The following is a 21,354-nucleotide window of genomic DNA, read 5'->3' on the forward strand; positions in this document are numbered from 1 at the left end:
GTGCGAATAGAAGGAGATCCGCGCAGAAGGATGACTTACTGCGCGTGCCGGATGCCGGCCCACGGCGTCGTGAGCGGGGCGCTGAGCGCGAATAGGTCGAGCACGCGCGTGACGGTCTGGTCGACGAGTTCCTCGATCGTCTTCGGCATCGCGTAGAACGCGGGCAGCGGCGGGAAGACGATGCCGCCCATTTCGGTGACGGCGGTCATGTTGCGCAGATGCGCGAGGTTGAACGGCGTTTCGCGCACCATCAGCACGAGACGGCGGCGTTCCTTCAGCGTGACGTCGGCCGCGCGCGTGATCAGGTTGTCGGACAGCCCGTGCGCGACGCTCGCCAGCGTCTTCATCGAGCAGGGCGCGATCACCATGCCGTCGGTCGCGAACGAGCCCGACGCGATCGTCGCGCCGACGTCGCGCACCGAATGCACGACGTCCGCACGGCGTTCGACATCGGCCTTCGGCAGCTTCAGTTCATGCTGGATGTTGAGCCAGCCGGCGTTCGAGATCAGCAGATGCGTTTCGACGCCGCCGGCGGCGCGCAGCAGGTCGAGCAGCCGCACACCATAGATCGCGCCGGTGGCGCCGGTGATCGCGACGATCAGCCGGCGTGGCGGCGCGCTGGGAGATGCCATTGAAAAGGGGACGGGTGCCGCGTGTTAGGCGGCGGCGAACAGTTGCTGCAGTTCGCCCGACTGGTACATCTCCATCATGATGTCCGAGCCGCCGATGAATTCGCCCTTCACGTACAGCTGCGGGATGGTCGGCCAGTTCGAGAATGCCTTGATGCCCTGGCGGATTTCGTCGTCCTCGAGCACGTTGACCGTCTTGAACTGGTCGACGCCGCAGGCCTTCAGCACCTGCACGGCGCGGCCCGAGAAGCCGCACATCGGGAATTGCGCGTTGCCCTTCATGAAGAGCACGACCTGGTTTTCGTCGACGATTTGCTTGATACGTTGTTGGGTGTCCATGACTGACCTTGCGTTTGCGGGGCGTTAGATCGAAATGATAGCGGATTTCAACCGGGCGGGCCGGCCATCAACCCGGCAGGCGGCCGCCGGTCGTGCGTTCGATGGCGGCGAGATCGGCGAGCGATTCGACCGCGACGAAGCCGTGCGACGCCAGGATCGCGCGGACGGCTTCGGCCTGGTCGTAGCCGTGCTCGATCCAGAGCGTGCCGCCCGGTTTCAGATGTGCGCCGGCGCCCGCGACGATCGTGCGGATCGCGCTGAGGCCGTCGGCATCGTCGGTGAGCGCGCCGCGCGGCTCGAAACGCAGGTCGCCTTGCGCGAGGTGCGGGTCGTGCTGCGCGATGTACGGCGGGTTGCTGACGATCGTATCGAACGCGAGCGCGGGATCGAGCGCCGCGTACCAGTCGCTCTGCAGCCAGTGCAGCGGGCCGCCGGGGCGCCGCGCGTCGAGCAGTTTGTCGGCGTTGCGTTGCGCGACCGCGAGCGCGGCCGGCGAACGGTCGAGCGCCCAGACGCGCGCATCGGGACGCTCGGCCGCGATCGACACGGCGATCGCGCCGCTGCCGGTGCCGAGGTCGAGCACGGCGGCATGCGGCAGCCCGCCGATCGCGTCGAGCGTGGCTTCGACGAGCAGCTCGGTTTCGGGGCGCGGGATCAGCACGTCGGGCGTCACGTCGAACGGGCGGCCGAAGAACTCGCGCATCCCGACCAGTTGCGCGACGGGCTCGCCGGCGACGCGGCGTGCTTCCAGTGCGCGGAAGCGTTCGACCGCGGCGTCGTCGAGCGGCGCGTCGCCGCGCGTGATCAGCTGCGTGCGGGTCCAGCCGAGCGCATGCGCGAGCAGCACGCGCGCATCGACCGGATCGAGCGGCGATGCGCGTAGCAGCGCGTCGGCGGTGGTGTCGGACATCGCGGCCTCAGTCGGCTTCGCCGAGCGACGCGAGCAACTCGGCCTGATGCTCGGTGACGAGCGCGCCGATCAGTTCGTCGAGATCGCCGTCCATGATCGCCTCGAGCCGGTACAGCGTCAGGTTGATCCGGTGGTCGGTCATCCGTCCCTGCGGGAAGTTGTACGTGCGGATGCGCTCCGAGCGGTCGCCGGAGCCGATCAGGCTCTTGCGCGTCGCGGCTTCCTTCGCATGCTGCTCGTGATACTGCTTGTCCTTGATGCGCGCGGCGAGCACCTTCAGCGCGCGATCCTTGTTCTTGTGCTGCGAGCGGTCGTCCTGGCATTCGACGACGATCCCGGTCGGGATGTGCGTGACGCGCACCGCCGAATCGGTCTTGTTGATGTGCTGGCCGCCCGCGCCGGACGCGCGGAACGTGTCGATGCGCAGGTCGGCCGGATTGATCTCGACCTCGCCGATTTCGTCCGCTTCCGGCATCACGGCGACCGTGCACGCGGACGTATGGATGCGCCCTTGCGTCTCGGTGGCCGGCACGCGCTGCACGCGATGGCCGCCCGATTCGAACTTCAGGCGCGAATACGCGCCCTGGCCCGCGATCCGCACGATCACTTCCTTGTAGCCGCCGAGATCCGACGCGCTCTCCGACATCATTTCGACCTGCCAGCGCTGGCGTTCCGCGAAGCGCAGGTACATGCGCAGCAGGTCGCCCGCGAACAGCGCCGATTCGTCGCCACCCGTGCCCGCGCGGATTTCGAGGAAGATGTTGCGGTCGTCATTCGGATCCTTCGGCAGCAGCATCTTCTGCAGCTCGGTCTCGAGGCGCGCCATGCCTTCGCGCGCGCTGCGGATCTCGTCTTCCGCGAAATCGCGCATCGACGGATCGGCGAGCAGCTCCTGCGCGGCCGCCTCGTCGCTGCGCGATTGGCGCCATAACGCGTATTGCTCGACGACCGGGCCGAGTTCCGCATGTTCGCGTGTCAGCTTGCGGTACTGGTCGAGGTCGGCCGTGACGTTTTCGCGGCTCAGCAGGTCGTTCAGTTCGGCCAGCCGTGTGGACAGCTGGTCGAGCTTGCGTTGCATGCTCGTCTTCATGGTGTGGAGCGGCGCTCCCGGGCAAGGGGTATTCGGAAAGGATAGGCCGGCGGCAGGACAACGACCGGCCGGCGGCAGGGCGACCGGGCGGCGCTAGTGGCCGGATGGGTCGTTCGAGCGCGGCGCGTGCTGGTAGAAGCCGCGCATCAGGTCGATCAGCGAATCGCGATCGGCGCCGTTGACGCGGTTGAGCGCGCTCGTCGGGCCGTGGATCAGCTTGTTGGTCAGCGCCTGCGACAGCGCTTCGAGCACCGCAGCCGGATCGTCACCGCGCGCGAGCAGCTTCTGCGCCTTCTCGACTTCGGCCCGTCGCAGCGCGTCCGCCTGCGTATGCATGTGACGGATCACCGGCACGACGCTGCGCGTGTCGAGCCATTGCATGAAATTCTGCACGCGCGTCTCGATGATCGCTTCGGCCTGTGCGACCGCGGCCTGGCGCGATGCGTTGCCCTCGCGCACGATCGCGCCGAGATCGTCGACGGTGTAAAGGAACACGTCCTTCAGCTTGCCGACTTCGGGCTCGATGTCGCGCGGCACCGCGAGGTCGACCATGAAGATCGGCCGGTGGCGGCGCGCCTTCACCGCGCGCTCGACCGCGCCGAGGCCGATGATCGGCAGCGTCGACGCGGTGCACGACACGATGATGTCGAATTCGTGCATGCGCGTGGGCAGGTCGGCCAGCGGCATCGCGCGGCCGTTGAAGCGTTCGGCGAGCCGCTGGCCGCGTTCGGCCGTGCGGTTCGCGACGACGAGTTCGCGCGGGCCTTGCGCGGCGAAGTGCGTCGCGCACAGCTCGATCATTTCGCCGGCGCCGATGAACAGCACGCGCTGATCCGACACCTTTTCGAAGATCCGCTGCGCGAGGCGCACCGCGGCGGCGGCCATCGACACCGACTGCGTGCCGATTTCGGTCGTGCCGCGTACTTCCTTCGCCACCGCGAACGTGCGCTGGAATAGCTGGTTCAGGTAGGTGCCGAGCGCGCCCGCTTCGGTCGCGGTGCGAACGGCATCCTTCATCTGGCCCAGAATCTGGGTTTCGCCGAGCACCATCGAATCGAGGCCAGACGCGACGCGAAACGCGTGCCGGACCGCTTCCGACTGCGGCAGCGCATAAACGTGCGGCGCGAGCTCGTCGACCGGAATCCGGTGATATTCCGACAGCCAGCGAAGCGCGCCTTCGCGGGCCGCGCGATCGTCGGTCGCGCAATACAGTTCGGTGCGGTTGCAGGTGGAGAGGATCGCCGCCTCGGGCGTATTCGGCGCCTGCGGGCCGAGAAACACGTTCTTGAACGTGACGAGAGCCGGTTTGATTTGCTCGAGCGGAAACGCCACGCGTTCGCGCAGGGCGACAGGCGCAGTGTGATGGTTGATTCCGATCGTGAGGAGTTGCATATCGAGGGCTATCGTTTAGCCCCATATTATAGCGTTTCAGTGATTTCCTCACTGGCTGCATACCGGGCATCGGCGTGGCGGGGCCGCGAATTTGGGGGTTCGATCGGCACGCGGTCGAGCTGATAGCCGAAGCCATAGAGCGGCAACAGCCGGTAGCCGCGCTCCGGAAGCAGCTGCAATTTGCTGCGCAGCCGGGACGCGTGCGTGTCGAGCGTGCGCGACTTCATGTCGCGGCGGCGGCCCCATACCGTTTCGAGGATATGGGCGCGCGACACGGGCCGCGACACGTTCGTGAGCAGCAACTGCGCGAAACGGAACTCCTTCGGCGTGAGTGAAACGATTGCGTCGCCGAAACGCACGAGGCAATGCGTGGTGTCGAATGCGTATTCGCCATACGTTTCGCGCGAGCGGGCGGGTGCGCGCCGTACGCCCGCGCGCCGGCTTAGCGCGTTGACGCGCGCGAGAAACTCGGGCCCGCTCACGGGGCGCACGAGGCAATCGTCGGCGCCCGCGTGCAGGCACGAGACGATTTCGCTTTCGCGCGCCGACTGCATCATGGCAATGGCCGGCAGCCCGGGCAGGACCGCCTGCGCGCGCGGAATGACTTCCTGCGCCGGCTGGTCGCCGGCCCAGTGGCCGGTGACCAGCATGTCGCAGGTGTTGTCGGCGGCGAGCCATTCGAAGAATGCGGTGCTGGACGGAAACGCATGGCACACATGACCGCCCGCGAAGAGCAGGCGGTTCAGGAGTGCGCTATGACGCGACTCCGGATCGATCAGAGCGATTCGCATGACGATTTCTTCAATACGGCAGCCGGTGTGCGCTTGCCATAACGTCGAGTCGGCCCCTACACTCGAACGTTCGCGGCGCCCGGCTGGTCTCGGGTTCGATGGATGAATCGATGCTAGCCGCTGGCAACGTTCACGCCTATGGGACGAATCTGAATTTATAGAAGGCGTTGAATGAACTGGTTTGGAATCCTTGTCCTGGGAGCGGCCGTCGGGCTGTTCGGCCGCTGGCTGCATCCGATGCGGCGCACGCGTCGGCCGGCGTGGTGGATCGCGGTGCTCGTCGGCATCGTGGGCGCGGCCGCCGCCCGCATGGTCGGCAATCTCTCGGGACTGTTTTACGATGGCGAGACGCTCGAATGGCCGGTCTGCACCGGCGTCGCGTTCCTCGCCGTAGCCGTGACGGTCGCGCTGTCGGCCCGTCGCTGAATGCTCTCAGGTGAAATCATGAATGCCCGTCTCCCCGAAGTCTCGCCGGTGCCGGCCCGTCTCGCGCTGCTGCGTGACGCGATGGCCCGCGAGAACCTGGCCGCCTATCTCGTGCCGTCCGCCGATCCCCATCTGTCCGAATACCTGCCGGAACGCTGGCAGGCGCGCCGCTGGCTGTCGGGTTTCACGGGCTCGGTCGGCACGCTGGTCGTGACCGCGGAGTTCGCGGGGTTGTGGGTCGACAGCCGCTACTGGGTGCAGGCCGACGCCGAGCTGGCGGGCACGGGCGTGCAACTGATGAAGATGACGGGCGGGCAGCAGAGCGCACCGCACGTCGACTGGCTCGCGCAGAACGTGGCGACCGGCGCGACGGTCGGCGTCGACGGCGCCGTGCTCGGCGTCGCGGCCGCGCGCGGGCTGACGGCCGCGCTGAGCGCGCGCGGCATTGCGCTGCGCACCGACGTCGACCTGCTCGACGCGATCTGGCCGGAGCGGCCGGGGCTGCCCGCCGACGCGGTGTTCGAGCACGTGGCGCCGCAGGCCGACACGACGCGCGCGAGCAAGCTGGCCGACGTGCGCCGCGCGATGCACGCGCAGGGCGCGCAATGGCACTTCGTGTCGACGCTCGACGATCTCGCGTGGCTGTTCAACCTGCGCGGCGCCGACGTCAACTTCAATCCGGTGTTCGTTGCGCACGCATTGATCGGCGCCGATCGCGCGACGCTGTTCGTCGCCGACGGCAAGGTGCCGCCGGCGCTGGCCGCGTCGCTCGCGCGGGATGGCGTCGACGTCCGCGCGTACGACGCCGCGCGTGCGTCGCTCGCGGCGCTGCCCGACGGCGCGACGCTGCTGATCGACCCGCGCCGCGTGACGTTCGGCACGCTCGAGGCCGTGCCGGCCGGCGTGAAGCTCGTCGAGGCCGTGAATCCGTCGACGTTCGCGAAATCGCGCAAGACGTCCGCGGAGATCGAGCACGTGCGCGTGACGATGGAGCACGACGGCGCCGCGCTCGCGGAGTTCTTCGCGTGGTTCGAACAGGCCGTCAATCGCGAGACGATCACCGAGCTGACGATCGAGGAAAAGCTCACGGCCGCGCGCGCCCGGCGCCCCGGCTACGTGTCGGCGAGCTTCGCGACGATCGCCGGCTTCAACGCGAACGGCGCGATGCCGCACTACCACGCGACGCGCGAGTCGCACGCGACGATCGTCGGCGACGGCCTGCTGCTGATCGATTCGGGCGGCCAATACATGACGGGCACGACCGACATCACGCGCGTCGTGCCGGTCGGCACCGTCAGCGACCTGCAGCGGCGCGATTTCACGATCGTGCTGAAGTCGATGATGGCGCTGTCGCGCGCCCGCTTCCCGCGCGGCATCCGCTCGCCGATGCTCGACGCGATCGCCCGTGCGCCGATGTGGGCGGCCGGGCTCGACTACGGCCACGGCACCGGGCATGGCGTCGGTTACTTCCTGAACGTGCACGAAGGCCCGCAGGTCATCTCGCACTACGCGCCGGCCGAGCCGTACACGGCGATGGAAGAGGGGATGATCACGTCGATCGAGCCGGGCGTGTACCGTCCGGGCCAGTGGGGCATCCGGATCGAGAACCTGGTCGTGAACCGGGCGGCCGGGAAGACGGAGTTCGGCGATTTCCTCGCGTTCGAGACGCTGACGCTGTGCCCGATCGACACGCGCTGCGTGCTGATCGAGATGCTGCACGACGAAGAGCGCGCGTGGCTGAACACGTATCACGCGACGGTGCGCGAGCGTGTCGGCCGGCACCTGGGCGGCGACGCGAAGGCGTGGCTCGACGCGCGCACGCAGCCGATCTGATGCAACGCGCGGCAACGGCCGGATGGCGATTCGGTCAAGATCGAACGACGGCCGGACGATAACAGCGAGGGCAAGCAATGGCGGATACGGCGGTGATCGTGGTCGACATGCAGCGCGGGCTGGTGGAGCGGGCGCGGCCCGCGTGCCGGCTCGACGACGTGGTGTCGGGCATCAACCGGTTGACGGCGGCGGCGCGCGCGGCGAACGCGCCGGTGTGCTTCGTGCAGCACGACGGCGACGCGGACGACGACGTCGTGCCCGGCACGCCGGGCTGGGAACTGCATGAGGGGCTGGTCGTCGGCCGCGACGACTGGCGCGTGCGCAAGCAGGCGAGCGACGCGTTCCACGACACGCCGCTGGCGGCGCAGCTCGATCGCCACGGCATCCGTTCGGTACTGATCTGCGGCTATGCGACCGAGTTCTGCGTCGATTCGGCCGCGCGCCGTGCCGCGCTGCTCGGCTATCGGACGACCGTCGTGTCCGACCTGCACACGACGAACGAGCGCGCGCACCTGTCGGCGGCGCAGATCGTCGCGCACCATCAGTTCATCTGGAGCAACAATTCGCTGTCGGGCAACGCGGTGACGCCGCGTCCGCTCGCGGACGTGCTCGCCACGGAGTTCGCATGACGATCAAGGCAGTGGTGTTCGATTTCGGCGGCGTGCTGATCGACTGGAGCCCCGAGTACCTTTACCGTCAGCTGATTCCCGATGCCGCCGAGCGGCGCTGGTTCCTCACGCACGTGTGCGCGATGGACTGGGTGGTCCGCCAGGACGGCGGCCAGACGATCGAGGAAGGCACGGCCGAACTCGTCGCGAAGTTTCCGGAGCACGAAGCGCTGATCCACGCGTTCTACGCGCGCTGGCACGAGATGATCGGCGGCGTGCTCGACGAAGGCGCGGCGCTCGTCGACCGGCTGGACGCGCAGGGGATGCCGCTGTTCGGGCTGACGAACTGGTCCGCGCAGACGTTTCCGTATGCATGGGACAACTTCCCGGTGCTGCGCCGCTTCAAGGACATCGTCGTATCGGGCCGCGTGAAGCTCGTGAAACCCGATCCGGCGATCTACCGCGAGATGCATGCGCGGATCGATCCACACCTGCCGGGAATCGCGCCGCACGAGCTCGTGTTCATCGACGACAACGCGCACAACGCGGCGGCCGCGACGGCGCTCGGCTGGCATGGCATTCATCACACGAGCGCGGCGGCGACCGAAGCGCGGCTGCGCGAACTGGGCGCGCTGGTGTAAGCGGCGGGGAAGCCACGCGGGATCAAAAAAGCGAGCCAAGGGCTCGCTTTTTTGATCGTGCGGTTCCGGAAGCGGCCCCGTTCGGCGCCGGCCCCGCGTGATCGCGGCGCCGGGCGCCCGGGCCGCGCCGCTCAGCGGCTGATCGGCTTGTAGCGCAGACGCTTCGGCTTCGCGGCTTCCTCGCCGAGGCGCGCACGCTTGTCGGCTTCGTACTCCTGGTAGTTGCCGTCGAAGAACGTGACCTGCGAATCGCCTTCGAACGCAAGGATGTGCGTCGCGATCCGGTCGAGGAACCAGCGATCGTGCGAGATCACCATCACCGAGCCCGCGAATTCGAGCAGCGCGTCTTCCAGCGCACGCAGCGTTTCGACGTCGAGGTCGTTCGACGGTTCGTCCAGCAGCAGCACGTTGCCGCCCGAGATCAGCGTCTTCGCGAGGTGCAGGCGCCCGCGTTCGCCGCCGGACAGGTTGCCGACGACCTTCTGCTGGTCGCCGCCCTTGAAGTTGAAGCGGCCGATGTACGCGCGCGACGGCGTTTCGTACTTGCCGACCGTCAGCACGTCGGCGCCGCCCGAGATTTCCTCGAACACCGTCTTCGAACCGTCGAGCGCGTCGCGGCTCTGGTCGACGTACGCGAGCTTCACCGTCGGGCCCATCACGACTTCGCCCGAATCCGGCTGTTCCTTGCCGGTCAGCATCTTGAACAGCGTCGACTTGCCGGCGCCGTTCGGGCCGATGATGCCGACGATCGCGCCGGCCGGGATCTTGAAGCTCAGGTTGTCGATCAGCAGGCGGTCGCCGAACGACTTGCTGACGTTCTTGAACTCGATCACTTCGTTGCCGAGGCGTTCGCCGGCCGGAATGAAGATTTCCTGCGTTTCGTTGCGCTTCTGGTATTCCTGGCTGCTCAGCTCCTCGAAGCGCGCGATACGCGCCTTCGACTTCGCCTGGCGGCCCTTCGGGTTCTGGCGCACCCACTCCAGTTCCTTCTTGATCGCCTTCTGGCGTGCCGATTCCGACGCTTCTTCCTGCTTCAGGCGCTCTTCCTTCTGGTCGAGCCAGCTGCTGTAGTTGCCCTTCCACGGAATGCCGTGGCCGCGGTCGAGTTCGAGAATCCACTCGGCCGCGTTGTCGAGGAAGTAGCGATCGTGCGTGACGGCGACCACGGTGCCCGGGAAGCGCACCAGGAACTGCTCGAGCCAGTCGACCGATTCGGCGTCGAGGTGGTTGGTCGGTTCGTCGAGCAGCAGCATGTCGGGCTTTTCGAGCAGCAGCTTGCACAGCGCGACGCGGCGCTTTTCGCCGCCCGACAGGTGCTCGATCTTCGCGTCCCACGGCGGCAGGCGCAGCGCGTCGGCGGCCACTTCGAGCTGCTGCTCGGGGCTGCCGCCGTCGCTCGACGCGAGGATCGCCTCGTACTTCGCCTGCTCGGCCGCGAGCGCGTCGAAGTCGGCGTCCGGCTCCGCGTACGCCGCGTAGATCTCTTCCAGCTTCTTGTTGGCCTGGAACAGGTCGCCGAGGCCTTCCTCGACGGCTTCGCGCACGGTCTTCGTCGGGTCGAGCTGCGGTTCCTGCGGCAGGTAGCCGATGTTCAGGTTCGGCATCGGCGTGGCTTCGCCTTCGATGTCCTTGTCGACGCCCGCCATGATGCGGATCAGCGTCGACTTGCCCGAGCCGTTCAGGCCGAGCACGCCGATCTTCGCGCCGGGAAAGAACGACAGCGAGATGTCCTTCAGGATCTGGCGCTTGGGCGGCACGATCTTGCCGACCCGGTTCATCGTGAAAACGTATTGGGCCATTTCGGTGTGAAAGTCAGAAGTGGTTGAGACGGCCGCGCAGCGCGCGCGTGGCGGCGTCGGGTGATTCGGTACGGAGCGTGCCGCGCGGAGCGCGGCGGTGCGAGCGCGTATTGTACTTCGCCGCCGGCTGCCGCTGGCGCGGCGCAGGCCATTCGGCCGACCCGCGCTCACAGCCACGCGGCGACGCCGCCGTGCCCCGAGCACGTGCCGCGCCGGTGGCGGCTGAAGCTGTACGTGCCGTCGCGGCAGCGCGCGCTCGCGCCGTCCGGCACGCGGCCCGATTTCGAATGCGCGGGCGCATGCACGGTTTCGCCGTCGCGGTTGCGATACGTGTCGTGACGGTCGAGATCGGCTTCGTTGCCGTAGCCGGGCGGCGCGCGATAGGCGTGGGCGGAAAGGGGCAACGCGGCGCCCGCGACGAACAGCGCGGCGGACAGGGTCGCGACATGGGTCGCGCGGCGGAGCAGGGCATGCATGGTCTCTCTCGTTTCCTTCGTTGTTGTCGATGCCGGGCGATGTCGGACCAATCGCCCGCGCCGCATGTTAGCGGATCGGCGCCGGGTGCCCGCACGACGCTACGCCGCGCCGGACATCGACGCCGCGCCATCGGCCTGCGCGGCGTCGAGAATCCACCGGCGGAACACTGCAACCTTCGGCCGTTCCGCGTGATGCGGCGGATAGACGAGGTAGTACGCGAAATCGTCGAGCCACGCGACGTCGGCAAGCTGCACGAGCCGGCCGCTCGCCAGCTCGCCGCGCACCATCGCGGCCGGCAGCAGCCCGGCGCCCTGGCCCGCGACGATCGCCTGCAGCAGCAGGCCCGAGTCGTCGAACGCGGGGCCGCGCGGCGGGCCGAAATCGTCGATCCGCTGCGCGCCGAACCAGATGTGCCAGCCCTTGCGTTCGGCGTCGTGCAACTGCGGCCAGCCGACGAGTTCGGCCGGCGCTGCCGGCATGCCGAGCCGCGCGACGAGTTCCGGCGACGCGAGCGCGACGATTCCCACCGTCAGCAGGCGTTCGCTGCATAGCCCGATGTAACGCCCGAGGCCGTGACGGATCGCGACGTCGACGCCGTCGCGCGCGAAGTCCGCGAGCGCGTGGCTCGTGACGACCTGCAGATCGACGTCCGGGCACGCCTGCCGGAATTGCGCGAGGCGCTGCACGAGCCACGCGGACGCGAAGAACGGCGTGACGCTCACCGTCAGCACGCCGCTGTCGGCGGCGCCCGACACGCGCTGCGACGCATCGGCGATCTGCCGGAACGCATTGCGCACGGGCGGCAGGTAGTCGCGGCCGGCGGCCGTCAGCAGGATGCCGCGGTTCACGCGCTCGAACAGCTGCACGCCGAGATGCGTCTCGAGCGTACGGATCATCTGGCTCACCGCGCCGGGCGTGACCGACAGCTCCTCGGCGGCCGACTTCACCGACAGGTGGCGGGCGGCGGCTTCGAAGGCGCGCAACGCATTGAGCGGCGGCAGGCGGGAGCGGTTCATTCAGTTTTTCTAAAGCGAAAGCTCGACGAAATATCGTTTGAGACGACGCGTACGCGCGAGTACCGTTGACGCATCGGATCGCATGTTTCGCGGCTGCCTGTCGGCGGCCGATGCGATCAACATAGTTCAACTATATCCACGGGGCAATCCGGACGCCGCCCGGCAGCCGGTGGAACCCGAAAGGAGCATCGTCATGAACCGCCCGGGCGCGTCGCGCATTTTCTACGGCTGGTACGTGGTGGCGGCCGCGTTCGCCGTCACGTTCGTCGGGTTCGGCAGCGCGTATACGTTCAGCGCGTTCGTCGAGTCGCTGCAGCGGGATTTCGCCGCGTCGCGCGGCCAGATCTCGCTCGTGTTCTCGCTCGCCGGCTTCCTGTACTTCGGCTTCGGCATCGTCAGCGGGCCGCTGGCCGATCGTTTCGGCTCGCGGCGGCTCGCCGTCGCCGGAATGCTGCTGACCGGCGTGGGGCTCGCGGCCGCCGGCGCCGCGCATACGCTGCTGCAGGTCTATGTCGCGTACGGGCTCGGTGTCGGTTTCGGCGTTGGCTGCGCGTACGTGCCGGCCGTCGGCGCGGTGCAGCGCTGGTTCGTGCGCCGGCGCGGGTTCGCGTCGGGGCTCGCGGTCGCGGGGATCGGCGTCGGCACGCTCGTGATGCCGCCGCTCGCGTCCGCGCTGATTGTGCAGGTCGGCTGGCGCGGCGCGTATTTCGCGCTGGCCGCGCTCGCGATCGTACTGGGAGCCGGCATGTCGCTGCTGATCGAGAACGATCCGCGCAGGCGCGGTTTGCTGCCGGACGGCGATGCACCCGGCGGCGGCGGTTGGCATGCCGCTGGCGCTGCTGCGTCGACCGGCGCGAGCGTGCATGCCGGCGCGACGGTGCGCGAAGCCGTCACGTCGCGGCCGTTCGCGAGCCTGTACGCGGCTTGCCTCGTCTGCTCGTTCGGCGTGTTCGTCCCGTTCGTTCACCTCGTGCCGTACGCGCTCGATCACGGCGTCGCGCCGTCGACGGCCGTGCTGCTGCTCGGCGCGATCGGCGTGGGCAGCACGGCCGGCCGCTTCTTCCTCGGCGGCCTCGCCGACCGCTTCGGCCGCCGCGCGTCGCTGCTCGCGATGTTCGCCGGCATGGCCGTTGCGCTCGTCGCATGGGCGGGCGCCGGCAGCGTCGCGACGCTGGCCGCGTTCGCGCTCGTGTTCGGCGTGTTCTACGGCGGCTGGGTCGCCGTGCTGCCGGCGGTCGTGATGGACTATTTCGGCGGGCGCAACGTGAGCGCGATCATCGGCATCCTGTACACGAGCGTCGCGTTCGGCACGTTGATCGGGCCGGCCGCCGCAGGCTTCATCTACGACGCGGGCGGCGGCTATCTCGTGCCGATCCTCGCGAGCGCCGCCGCGAATGCGATCGCGTTCGCGATCGTCGCGACCACCGGGCGGGCGCCGGCCGCCGCGCGTGCGGCTGGCGGATAACGCCGCCCGGCTGGGCGCGTCGCGCGGTTTCCGGTAGGGTGACCGGACCGTCAACCATCGACGCACGGTCGGGGAGGCATCGTGACATTCGACGAAGTCCGGCAGATCGCACTGGCGTGGCGCGGCGTCGAGGAACGCACGTCGTACGGCACGCCCGCGCTCAAGGTGAAGGGCAAGCTGCTCGCGCGATTGCGCGAGGACGGCGACACGCTCGTCGTGAAGGGCGTCGGCCCCGACGAGCGCGCGTGGCTGATCGAGTCGGCGCCCGACGTGTACTACGTGACCGATCACTATATCGGCTGGCCGATCGTGCTGGTGCGCCTGTCGGCCGCGCATCCCGACGCCGTGAAAAACCTGCTCCTGCGGGAATGGCGTGCAATCGTGCCGGCGAAGTGGCGGGACGAAGTCGCCGGCGACACGAACTGAACGGCGCGCGCAGCACGCGAGCCGCCGCCGAACCGGATCAAGCGTTGCATCGGTTCGTATCGATGCAACGAGTGGTTCCATCGAAATTCTTCAATTGGTTCTTAGTGAAGAACCGTTTGATGCTTACACTCCTTCGCTTCGAAGGCGGCTGACGACAGCCGACGGAACGGGCGTACGCGATGCGCCGGCGCTTGGTGCGCCGCATCGCACCCGCAGCTTCGCAGATTGCGCGGACGACCCGACCGGAACGGCCCCATCCGGCCTCATGCCCGCGTGCGGCGCACGCGCGGCCGCGGCCGGATTCAACAACGACAACGCCCGCGCCGCCTTCACGCGACACCGGTCGTACCGGAACCGTTTTTTGGAGAGAGACAGATGAGTGGAAGCAACACAGGCCTCGGCACCGGCCTGAAGCAGCGTCACGTCACGATGATGTCGATTGCCGGCGTCATCGGCGCGGGCTTGTTCGTCGGCTCCGGCCACGCGATCGCGGAAGCCGGGCCGGCATCGATACTCGCGTATGCGATCGCGGGCGTGCTGGTCGTGCTGGTGATGCGCATGCTCGGCGAGATGGCCGTCGCGCATCCGGACAGCGGGTCGTTCTCGACCTATGCCGACCGCGCGATCGGCCACTGGGCCGGCTTCACGATCGGCTGGCTGTACTGGTGGTTCTGGGTGCTGGTGATCCCGATCGAGGCGACCGCCGCCGCGACCATCCTCAATGCGTGGTTCCCGGGCATCGCGACATGGATCTTCGCGCTCGGCATCACGCTGCTGCTTACCGTCACCAATCTCTTTTCCGTCAAGAACTACGGCGAATTCGAATTCTGGTTCGCGCTGATCAAGGTCGTCGCGATCGTCGTGTTCCTGTGCATCGGCGGCGCGGCGATCGTCGGCATCATCCCCGCGCCGGCCGTGTCGGGCGTGTCGAACCTGTTCGTGCACGACGGCTTCATGCCGCACGGCGCGAGCGCGGTGCTCGCGGCGATGCTGACGACGATGTTCTCGTTCCTCGGCACCGAGATCGTGACGATCGCGGCCGCCGAATCGGACAACCCGCAACGCCAGATCGTGCGGGCGACGAACTCGGTCATCTGGCGTATCACGCTGTTCTATCTCGGCTCGATCCTCGTCGTCGCGGCCATCGTGCCGTGGAACGACCCGCTGCTGCCGAAGCACGGCTCGTATCAGCGCGCGATGGAACTGATCGGCGTCCCGAACGCGAAGGCGATCATCGACGTGATCGTGCTCGTGTCGGTCGCGAGCTGCCTGAATTCGGCGCTGTACACGGCGTCGCGGATGCTGTTCTCGCTGTCCAGGCGCAAGGACGCGCCCGCCTTCCTGCATCGCACCGATTCGACCGGCACGCCGCGCGCGGCCGTGCTCGCGTCGACCGCGTTCGGTTTCCTGACCGTGATCGCGAACTACCTGATGCCGGAGCAGGTGTTCGGCTTCCTGCTCGCGACGTCGGGCGCGATCGCGCTGCTCGTGTATCTCGTGATCGCGATCTCGCAGTTGCGGATGCGCAAGACGCTCGAAGCGGGCGGCGCGGACCTGACGTTGCGGATGTGGCTGTTCCCGTGGCTCACGTGGGCGGTGATCCTGTTCATCTGCGGCACGCTGACCGTGATGTTCGTCAGCGAGGAACACCGGATGGAGGTTGGTGCGACGGCCGTGCTGGCGTTGATCGTGCTGCTCGCGTCGTGGCTGAACAAGCGTGGGCGCGATGCGCGGGCGGATGCGGGGCGGCGGGTGTCGGCGACGTGATCTGATCGAATGAGGTGACGACGGGGCGCGAAGTCCCGGGCGTGAATATGGCCTGATCGGCGGTTGCCGGTCGGGCCATTTGTCTTTTTGCGCGAGCACGCGGATATACGTCACGTCACGTTGCCCGGTCTTTCGTACCCCGCGATCGTTGATGTACGAACGCGTCAAAATCGAACTCGTCTGATTTCATCGCGAACGGCAACGCCATACATTGATCGCTTCGAGAACCGAGGTGAACGATGGCGTCGATGCCGACAACACAGTTCCGTTCAGCGAATCAGAGCGATGACGCGGGCGTCGTCTGGCGCCCGTTCGTTCAAAGGGCTTGTCAACCGGCGCCGACTTGAATCGGCGCCGTTCCAGTCCCAACAGAGGGCACCGTGAGAACAGCCATGATCGATCTGCTCGTGCTGGCGTCGGCGCATGCATTTGCCGGCCCGACGGCGGCGGACGAGATAGCGGCGCGCAGCGGCTTGCCAGCAAGCGAGGTCAATGCACTGCTCAGCGACTGTGACTCGAGCCAGACGAGCATGAATTTTTGCGCGTGGCGCGATCAGATCGTCGCCGAGCGGGAATTGCAGCGGATCGTCGACAAACAGGTGAGCGAGCAGCCACGGCGCAAGGCGGCGCTCGACGCGCAGATGGCGAAGTGGAAGAAAGCGCGCGACACATCCTGCGAAAAATCGGCGCGTCACGCATGGGGCGATGGGTCGATGCGACCTGCGGCACAGGCGATCTGTGCAACGGCGGCAACGAAGGAAATGGTGAAAAGGTTGTCCGCTCGCGCTTCCCGCAAACCTTCATGAATCGGTCCGATATGACAAAGGGCCGCTGCGTTCGCGATCTCGTCACTGCCGATGCGTGTTCGCCATGTCATGCAGGAGTGACGCCCTGGCGTACTCGCGTCCCGTTATCAGGAGATCAGGTCCGCCGGCGTTCGCTTAAACGGCCGTGTCCCGATGTGTGACGATCGATTCGTTCCTGTTGGGAAATGAAGTATCGACAAGTCGGACATTTGTTACTAACGTAGTTTCATTTAATCTACGGACACTCACCACCCATCAAGCGTCCAACCATGTCGATCCGTCATCTGTTTTCTTCCGCATTCGCGGCGACTGCGCTGCTCGGCGCCGCATCCGCGGGCATCGCCGCCCCGCTCACCGTCGATGTCTACAATCCGGGCGCGCATGCGATCTTCCCGGTTTCGTCCGAAATCGTTTCGGGCAAGACCGAGGCGATCCTGATCGACGCCCAGTTCCAGCGCAACGACGCGCAGGCGCTGGTGAGCCGGATCAAGGCGAGCGGCAAGACGCTCAAGGCCGTCTACGTGAGCCATAGCGACCCCGACTATTACTTCGGGCTGGAAACCATTCACGCGGCGTTCCCGGATGCGAAGATCGTCGCGACGCCGCAGACCGTCGCCGCGATCGAGGCCAGCAAGGACGGCAAGCTCGCCTACTGGGGCCCGATCCTGAAGGACAATGCGCCGACTTCGGTGATCGTGCCGCAGCCGCTCGACGGCAATACGCTGCGCGTCGACGGCGAGCCGCTGCGCATCGTCGGGCTCGACGGCCCGACGCCCGATCGCACGTTCGTGTGGATTCCTTCCACACGGACCGTGGTCGGTGGCATCCCGGTCGCCGCGAACATTCACGTGTGGATGGCCGACACGCAGACGCCGCTGTCGCACGCGAACTGGCTGGCAACGCTCGACCGGATCGATGCGCTGAAGCCGGCGCGCGTCGTGCCCGGCCACTTCCTGCCGAACCGTGACGGCAGCCAGCCGTTCGCCACCGGCGTCGCGTTCACGCGCAATTACGTGAAGGCGTTCGACGACGAAGCGGCGCGCGCGAAGGATTCGGCGGCACTGATCGCGGCGATGGAGGCGCGCTACCCGGATCTCGGCGAGAAGTCGTCGCTCGAGCTGAGCGCGAAGGTCGCCAAGGGCGAGATGCAGTGGCCTGCGCCGGCGCCGTTCCCCGCGGCGGGCAGGACGGTGCGCGTGCAGTTCGGCGCTACCGCGTTCGACCTGCACTTCCAGGACGACAAGACGATGTCGTTCGTCGGTACGGCCGGCCAATTCAACGGTGTGACGGATACGGTGCAGTACACGGCGCGCGAGATTCGTCCGCAGGTGTACATGGTGTACTGGCATGAGCCGTCCACCGGCTCGAACGTCGTGCACGTCGAGGATTTCGAACGCGGCGCGGTGGATACGAACATCGCGACGAAGGACGGACAGTTCCTGCATATGTCCGGGACGCTGAAGATCGTCGGCCGGGAATGAGCCGGTCTTCCGCCATCGAAAAGAAAAAGCCCGCATTCAGCGGGCTTTTTTACGGTCGATGCAGCAGCAACGCTCACACGTTGAACAGGAAGTTCATCACGTCGCCGTCGTGCACGACATATTCCTTCCCTTCCGCGCGCATCTTGCCGGCTTCCTTCGCGCCTTGCTCGCCCTTGTACGTGACGAAGTCGTCGAACGCGATCGTCTGTGCGCGGATGAAGCCGCGCTCGAAGTCGGTGTGGATCACGCCGGCCGCCTGCGGAGCGGTATCGCCGATATGGATCGTCCACGCGCGCACTTCCTTCACGCCCGCGGTGAAGTAGGTCTGCAGGCCGAGCAGCTTGAAGCCCGCGCGGATCACGCGGTCGAGGCCCGGCTCTTCCATGCCCATGTCGGCAAGGAACGCTTCCTTGTCCGCGTCGTCGAGATCGGCGATTTCCGCCTCGATCGCCGCGCACACGGCGACCACCGGCGCATTTTCGCTTTCCGCGTACTTGCGCACCGCCTCGAGGTGCGGGTTGTTCTCGAAGCCGTCGTCCTTCACGTTGGCGACGTACATCGCCGGCTTCGCGGTGATCAGGCAGAACGGCTTGATCAGCGTTTCTTCGTCGTCCGACAGCGCGAGGCCGCGCACCGCCTTGCCCTGGTCGAGCTGCGCGCGCACCTTTTCGAGCACCGCGACGAGCTTCGCCGCTTCCTTGTCGTTGCCCGACTTCGCCGCCTTCGAATAGCGCGTGAGCGCTTTCTCGATGGTGCCGAGGTCGGCGAGCGCGAGTTCGGTGTTGATCACTTCGATGTCGTCGATCGGGCTGACCTTGCCGGCGACGTGAATGACGTTGTCATCCTCGAAGCAGCGCACGACGTGCGTGATCGCGTCGGTTTCGCGGATGTTCGCGAGGAACTGGTTGCCGAGGCCTTCACCCTTGCTCGCGCCCGCGACGAGGCCCGCGATGTCGACGAACTCGACCACGGCCGGCACGACGCGCTCGGGGCTGATGATTTCGGCGAGCGCCTTCAGCCGCGTATCCGGCACTTCGACGATGCCGACGTTCGGCTCGATCGTGCAGAACGGGTAGTTCTCGGCGGCGATGCCGGCCTTGGTCAGCGCATTGAACAGGGTGGACTTGCCGACGTTGGGCAAGCCGACGATGCCGCATTTGAGACTCATGGAATCCTTCGGACGGGTGAGGCGGCGCGGCCGGACAGGGCACGGCGGCGCGGGAAAAAGGGCGGCCGGCGCGTGGAGCGCGGCGGGCCGACGGTCAAAGACGCTATTGTACCGTGCCGGCGCTCCGGATTCCGGGCTTGCCGCCGAACGGCCGATGCGGCGGGCCGCCGCGCCGGCGCACCGGCCTGCGATTCTGCTGATTTCCCGCAAAGTCCGGCCGCGTAAGGGTTTGGCCCCGCGGCTATAATGCCCGCCATGACTGCCCACCACTCCTTCGACGTCGCCGTGGTCGGCGGCGGGCTCGTCGGCAAGACGGCCGCGCTCGCGCTGACCCAGTCCGGCTACAAGACCGCCTTGCTCGCCCAGCCGGCCACGCCCCGCCCCGCCGATCTCGCGTTCGACACGCGCATCTACGCGCTTTCGTCCAGTTCGCAGGCGTTGCTCGAGCGGCTGCGGGTCTGGCAGGCGCTCGACCACGGCCGGCTCGCGCCGGTCTACGACATGCGCGTGTATGGCGATGCGCATGCCGAATTGCATTTCTCCGCCTACCAGGCGTCCGTGCCGCAGCTCGCGTGGATCGCCGAATCGTCGCGGGTCGAGGCGTCGCTCGACGCCGCGCTGCGGTTCCAGCCGAACCTCACGTGGTTCGACGCGCGTGCGCAGGGTTTCGACGTGCGCGACGACGCGGCCGTGCTCACGCTGTCGTCGGGGCAGGTGCTCGAAGCCGATCTCGTCGTCGGTGCCGACGGCGCGCATTCGTGGGTGCGCTCCCAAATGGGGGCCAGGGTAGAGCGACGCGACTACCGGCAAACGGGCGTCGTCGCGAACTTCAAGGCGTCGCTGCCGCACCGCGAGACGGCCTACCAGTGGTTCCACGAAGGCGAGATCGTCGCGCTGCTGCCGCTGCCGGACGGCCACGTGTCGCTGGTATGGTCCGCGCACACCGCGCATGCGGACGAACTGCTCGCACTCGATCCGGCGCAGCTCGCGGCCGAAGTCGAGCGCGTGTCTCACGGCCAGGTCGGCACGCTCGACTGCGTGACGCCGGCCGCCGGCTTCCCGCTGGCGCTGCAGACGGTCGACAAGCTGATCGCGCCGCGCGTCGCGCTGGTCGGCGATGCCGCGCACCTGATCCACCCGCTCGCCGGGCAGGGGATGAACCTCGGGCTGCGCGACGTCGCCGCGCTCGCCGACGCGATCGCGCGCAAGGAAAGCTTCCGCAACCTCGGCGATCCGGTGCTGCTGCGCCGCTACGAGCGTTCGCGCCGCGAGGACATCCGCGCGCTGATGGTCGCGACCGACGGTCTGCAGCGGCTGTTCGCGGTGCCGGGCTCGCTCGCGAAGGCGGTGCGCAACGCGGGCATGGCGTTCGTCGGCGCGCAGCCGCTCGTGAAGCGCTGGCTCGTGTCGGCCGCGCTTGGGTGATCGAACCTTCTGCAACAGCGCGGGTCGGAGACGGTTCCATAACGGCGTACACTGTGCCGTGCACTCCGATTGAGCTGAAGGAAGATTTCGATGAAAAAAACGATCCGCATCGCATCGCTGGCGCTGGCCGTCACGATGGCGACGCTGGGCTGCACCGCGCAGGCCGACCAGACCACCGACAAGCTGAAGGCCACGCTGCAAGCCCGTCTCGGCAACGACGCGCCGATCAAGAGCGTGTCGAAATCGCCGGTTGCAGGCCTTTACGAAGTGAACCTCGGCTCGCAGATCATCTATAGCGACGCGGCAGGCGACTACGTGCTGCTCGGCGATCTCGTCGACACCAAGTCGCACAAGAACCTGACCGACGCCCGCCTGTCCGAAATCAACAAGATCGACTTCGCGAGCCTGCCGTTCGCGAATGCAATCAAGGTCGTCAAGGGCAACGGCGCCCGCAAGATCGCGGTGTTCTCCGATCCGAACTGCCCGTACTGCAAGAAGCTCGAGACGACGCTGCAGTCGGTCGACAACGTGACCGTCTACACGTTCCTGTACCCGGTGCTGTCGCCGGATTCGACCGCGAAGTCGAAGGCGATCTGGTGCGCGACCGACCGCGCGAAGACGTGGGAAAGCTGGATGCTCGACCACCGCGCGCCGTCCGGCGCCGGCACGTGCGACACCACCGCGCTCGACAAGAACCTCGCGCTCGGCCGCGGGATGAACGTCACGGGCACGCCGACGATCTTCCTGCCGGATGGCCGCCGCCTGCCGGGCGCGGTATCGGCCGACCAGCTCAACCAGGCGCTCGCCTCGAGCAAGTAACCGACTGCACGCCGGGCGCATGGCCCGGCCAGCGAGGGGCGCCCGC

The 21,354-nt window shown here is 67.5% G+C and carries 21 protein-coding genes; 11 read left to right on the plus strand and 10 right to left on the minus strand.

Going from position 1 to position 21,354, the window contains the following annotated elements; translation table 11 throughout:
• Positions 1-35: 35 nt before the first annotated feature.
• From GJG85_RS02550 to GJG85_RS02575, 6 genes are all read right to left on the minus strand, one after another.
• On the minus strand, positions 36-632 hold the full coding sequence (locus GJG85_RS02550) for a UbiX family flavin prenyltransferase (RefSeq protein WP_050013078.1): 597 nt from the start codon (positions 630-632) through the stop codon (positions 36-38).
• Between the two features lie 24 nt (positions 633-656).
• Positions 657-968 (minus strand): Grx4 family monothiol glutaredoxin, encoded by a 312-nt coding sequence (grxD, locus tag GJG85_RS02555; protein ID WP_006477066.1) that lies wholly within the window; start codon positions 966-968, stop codon positions 657-659.
• A 67-nt stretch (positions 969-1,035) separates the two neighbouring features.
• Complete coding sequence (gene prmC, locus GJG85_RS02560; RefSeq protein ID WP_050013077.1) at positions 1,036-1,878, minus strand: peptide chain release factor N(5)-glutamine methyltransferase; 843 nt, start codon at positions 1,876-1,878, stop codon at positions 1,036-1,038.
• 7 nt (positions 1,879-1,885) lie between these two features.
• Positions 1,886-2,968, minus strand: coding sequence for a peptide chain release factor 1 (gene prfA, locus GJG85_RS02565; protein ID WP_006494405.1), 1,083 nt, complete (start codon positions 2,966-2,968; stop codon positions 1,886-1,888).
• Between the two features lie 93 nt (positions 2,969-3,061).
• The gene (gene hemA, locus GJG85_RS02570; RefSeq protein WP_050013076.1) at positions 3,062-4,360 is read right to left on the minus strand and encodes a glutamyl-tRNA reductase; all 1,299 of its coding nucleotides are present in this window, start codon (positions 4,358-4,360) and stop codon (positions 3,062-3,064) included.
• A 26-nt stretch (positions 4,361-4,386) separates the two neighbouring features.
• Positions 4,387-5,151 carry a response regulator transcription factor gene (locus GJG85_RS02575; RefSeq protein WP_050013075.1) on the minus strand — a complete coding sequence of 255 codons (765 nt, stop codon included), beginning with the start codon at positions 5,149-5,151 and terminating at the stop codon, positions 4,387-4,389.
• Between the two features lie 171 nt (positions 5,152-5,322).
• On the opposite strand from GJG85_RS02575, the gene GJG85_RS02580 reads away from it, so the two are divergent.
• The 4 genes from GJG85_RS02580 to GJG85_RS02595 all read left to right on the plus strand — a co-directional run bounded on the left by GJG85_RS02580 (position 5,323) and on the right by GJG85_RS02595 (position 8,659).
• Entirely contained in the window at positions 5,323-5,577 is a 255-nt protein-coding gene (locus tag GJG85_RS02580) for a hypothetical protein (RefSeq protein WP_089488127.1), read from the plus strand.
• A gap of 18 nt (positions 5,578-5,595) precedes the next feature.
• Positions 5,596-7,410, plus strand: a complete 1,815-nt coding sequence (locus GJG85_RS02585) for an aminopeptidase P family protein (RefSeq protein WP_050013073.1) — start codon at positions 5,596-5,598, stop codon at positions 7,408-7,410.
• Positions 7,411-7,487: 77 nt separating this feature from the next.
• Entirely contained in the window at positions 7,488-8,039 is a 552-nt protein-coding gene (locus GJG85_RS02590; protein WP_204383642.1) for a cysteine hydrolase family protein, read from the plus strand.
• Positions 8,036-8,659, plus strand: coding sequence for an HAD-IA family hydrolase (locus GJG85_RS02595; protein ID WP_204383643.1), 624 nt, complete (start codon positions 8,036-8,038; stop codon positions 8,657-8,659). The genes GJG85_RS02590 and GJG85_RS02595 overlap by 4 nt, the downstream gene beginning before the upstream one ends.
• A gap of 131 nt (positions 8,660-8,790) precedes the next feature.
• Here GJG85_RS02595 and ettA read toward each other — a convergent pair whose 3' ends face one another.
• From ettA to gcvA, 3 genes are all read right to left on the minus strand, one after another.
• Complete coding sequence (gene ettA, locus GJG85_RS02600) at positions 8,791-10,458, minus strand: energy-dependent translational throttle protein EttA (RefSeq protein ID WP_050013070.1); 1,668 nt, start codon at positions 10,456-10,458, stop codon at positions 8,791-8,793.
• 167 nt (positions 10,459-10,625) lie between these two features.
• Entirely contained in the window at positions 10,626-10,934 is a 309-nt protein-coding gene (locus GJG85_RS02605; RefSeq protein ID WP_050013069.1) for a DUF3761 domain-containing protein, read from the minus strand.
• 99 nt (positions 10,935-11,033) lie between these two features.
• Entirely contained in the window at positions 11,034-11,951 is a 918-nt protein-coding gene (gene gcvA, locus GJG85_RS02610; RefSeq protein WP_204383644.1) for a transcriptional regulator GcvA, read from the minus strand.
• 193 nt (positions 11,952-12,144) lie between these two features.
• Between gcvA and GJG85_RS02615 the strand changes: the two genes are divergently transcribed.
• From GJG85_RS02615 to GJG85_RS02635, 5 genes are all read left to right on the plus strand, one after another.
• Complete coding sequence (locus tag GJG85_RS02615) at positions 12,145-13,416, plus strand: MFS transporter (protein ID WP_050013067.1); 1,272 nt, start codon at positions 12,145-12,147, stop codon at positions 13,414-13,416.
• Positions 13,417-13,497: 81 nt separating this feature from the next.
• Positions 13,498-13,842: an MmcQ/YjbR family DNA-binding protein gene (locus GJG85_RS02620; protein WP_124594077.1), complete on the plus strand. Its 345-nt coding sequence runs from the start codon at positions 13,498-13,500 to the stop codon at positions 13,840-13,842.
• 375 nt (positions 13,843-14,217) lie between these two features.
• Positions 14,218-15,609, plus strand: a complete 1,392-nt coding sequence (gene gabP, locus GJG85_RS02625) for a GABA permease (RefSeq protein ID WP_050013065.1) — start codon at positions 14,218-14,220, stop codon at positions 15,607-15,609.
• Between the two features lie 392 nt (positions 15,610-16,001).
• Positions 16,002-16,415: a lysozyme inhibitor LprI family protein gene (locus GJG85_RS02630; protein ID WP_050013064.1), complete on the plus strand. Its 414-nt coding sequence runs from the start codon at positions 16,002-16,004 to the stop codon at positions 16,413-16,415.
• A 269-nt stretch (positions 16,416-16,684) separates the two neighbouring features.
• Entirely contained in the window at positions 16,685-17,896 is a 1,212-nt protein-coding gene (locus GJG85_RS02635; RefSeq protein WP_204383645.1) for an MBL fold metallo-hydrolase, read from the plus strand.
• A 73-nt stretch (positions 17,897-17,969) separates the two neighbouring features.
• Here GJG85_RS02635 and ychF read toward each other — a convergent pair whose 3' ends face one another.
• On the minus strand, positions 17,970-19,064 hold the full coding sequence (gene ychF / locus GJG85_RS02640; RefSeq protein ID WP_124631218.1) for a redox-regulated ATPase YchF: 1,095 nt from the start codon (positions 19,062-19,064) through the stop codon (positions 17,970-17,972).
• A gap of 246 nt (positions 19,065-19,310) precedes the next feature.
• Between ychF and GJG85_RS02645 the strand changes: the two genes are divergently transcribed.
• Both GJG85_RS02645 and GJG85_RS02650 read left to right on the plus strand, forming a co-directional pair.
• Complete coding sequence (locus tag GJG85_RS02645; protein ID WP_089488131.1) at positions 19,311-20,489, plus strand: UbiH/UbiF family hydroxylase; 1,179 nt, start codon at positions 19,311-19,313, stop codon at positions 20,487-20,489.
• A gap of 90 nt (positions 20,490-20,579) precedes the next feature.
• Positions 20,580-21,308: a DsbC family protein gene (locus tag GJG85_RS02650; RefSeq protein ID WP_069619489.1), complete on the plus strand. Its 729-nt coding sequence runs from the start codon at positions 20,580-20,582 to the stop codon at positions 21,306-21,308.
• Positions 21,309-21,354 lie beyond the last annotated feature (46 nt).

The sequence above is a fragment of the Burkholderia sp. MS389 genome, from assembly GCF_016899425.1.
Taxonomy (GTDB): domain Bacteria; phylum Pseudomonadota; class Gammaproteobacteria; order Burkholderiales; family Burkholderiaceae; genus Burkholderia; species Burkholderia sola.

Coding starts and splice junctions, on each gene's coding strand:
- GJG85_RS02550 (WP_050013078.1), bottom strand. CDS start 632: ATGGCATCTCCCAGCGCGCCGCCACGCCGGCTGATCGTCGCGATCACC.
- grxD (WP_006477066.1), bottom strand. CDS start 968: ATGGACACCCAACAACGTATCAAGCAAATCGTCGACGAAAACCAGGTC.
- prmC (WP_050013077.1), bottom strand. CDS start 1,878: ATGTCCGACACCACCGCCGACGCGCTGCTACGCGCATCGCCGCTCGAT.
- prfA (WP_006494405.1), bottom strand. CDS start 2,968: ATGAAGACGAGCATGCAACGCAAGCTCGACCAGCTGTCCACACGGCTG.
- hemA (WP_050013076.1), bottom strand. CDS start 4,360: ATGCAACTCCTCACGATCGGAATCAACCATCACACTGCGCCTGTCGCC.
- GJG85_RS02575 (WP_050013075.1), bottom strand. CDS start 5,151: ATGCGAATCGCTCTGATCGATCCGGAGTCGCGTCATAGCGCACTCCTG.
- GJG85_RS02580 (WP_089488127.1), top strand. CDS start 5,323: ATGAACTGGTTTGGAATCCTTGTCCTGGGAGCGGCCGTCGGGCTGTTC.
- GJG85_RS02585 (WP_050013073.1), top strand. CDS start 5,596: ATGAATGCCCGTCTCCCCGAAGTCTCGCCGGTGCCGGCCCGTCTCGCG.
- GJG85_RS02590 (WP_204383642.1), top strand. CDS start 7,488: ATGGCGGATACGGCGGTGATCGTGGTCGACATGCAGCGCGGGCTGGTG.
- GJG85_RS02595 (WP_204383643.1), top strand. CDS start 8,036: ATGACGATCAAGGCAGTGGTGTTCGATTTCGGCGGCGTGCTGATCGAC.
- ettA (WP_050013070.1), bottom strand. CDS start 10,458: ATGGCCCAATACGTTTTCACGATGAACCGGGTCGGCAAGATCGTGCCG.
- GJG85_RS02605 (WP_050013069.1), bottom strand. CDS start 10,934: ATGCATGCCCTGCTCCGCCGCGCGACCCATGTCGCGACCCTGTCCGCC.
- gcvA (WP_204383644.1), bottom strand. CDS start 11,951: ATGAACCGCTCCCGCCTGCCGCCGCTCAATGCGTTGCGCGCCTTCGAA.
- GJG85_RS02615 (WP_050013067.1), top strand. CDS start 12,145: ATGAACCGCCCGGGCGCGTCGCGCATTTTCTACGGCTGGTACGTGGTG.
- gabP (WP_050013065.1), top strand. CDS start 14,218: ATGAGTGGAAGCAACACAGGCCTCGGCACCGGCCTGAAGCAGCGTCAC.
- GJG85_RS02630 (WP_050013064.1), top strand. CDS start 16,002: ATGATCGATCTGCTCGTGCTGGCGTCGGCGCATGCATTTGCCGGCCCG.
- GJG85_RS02635 (WP_204383645.1), top strand. CDS start 16,685: ATGTCGATCCGTCATCTGTTTTCTTCCGCATTCGCGGCGACTGCGCTG.
- ychF (WP_124631218.1), bottom strand. CDS start 19,064: ATGAGTCTCAAATGCGGCATCGTCGGCTTGCCCAACGTCGGCAAGTCC.
- GJG85_RS02645 (WP_089488131.1), top strand. CDS start 19,311: ATGCCCGCCATGACTGCCCACCACTCCTTCGACGTCGCCGTGGTCGGC.
- GJG85_RS02650 (WP_069619489.1), top strand. CDS start 20,580: ATGAAAAAAACGATCCGCATCGCATCGCTGGCGCTGGCCGTCACGATG.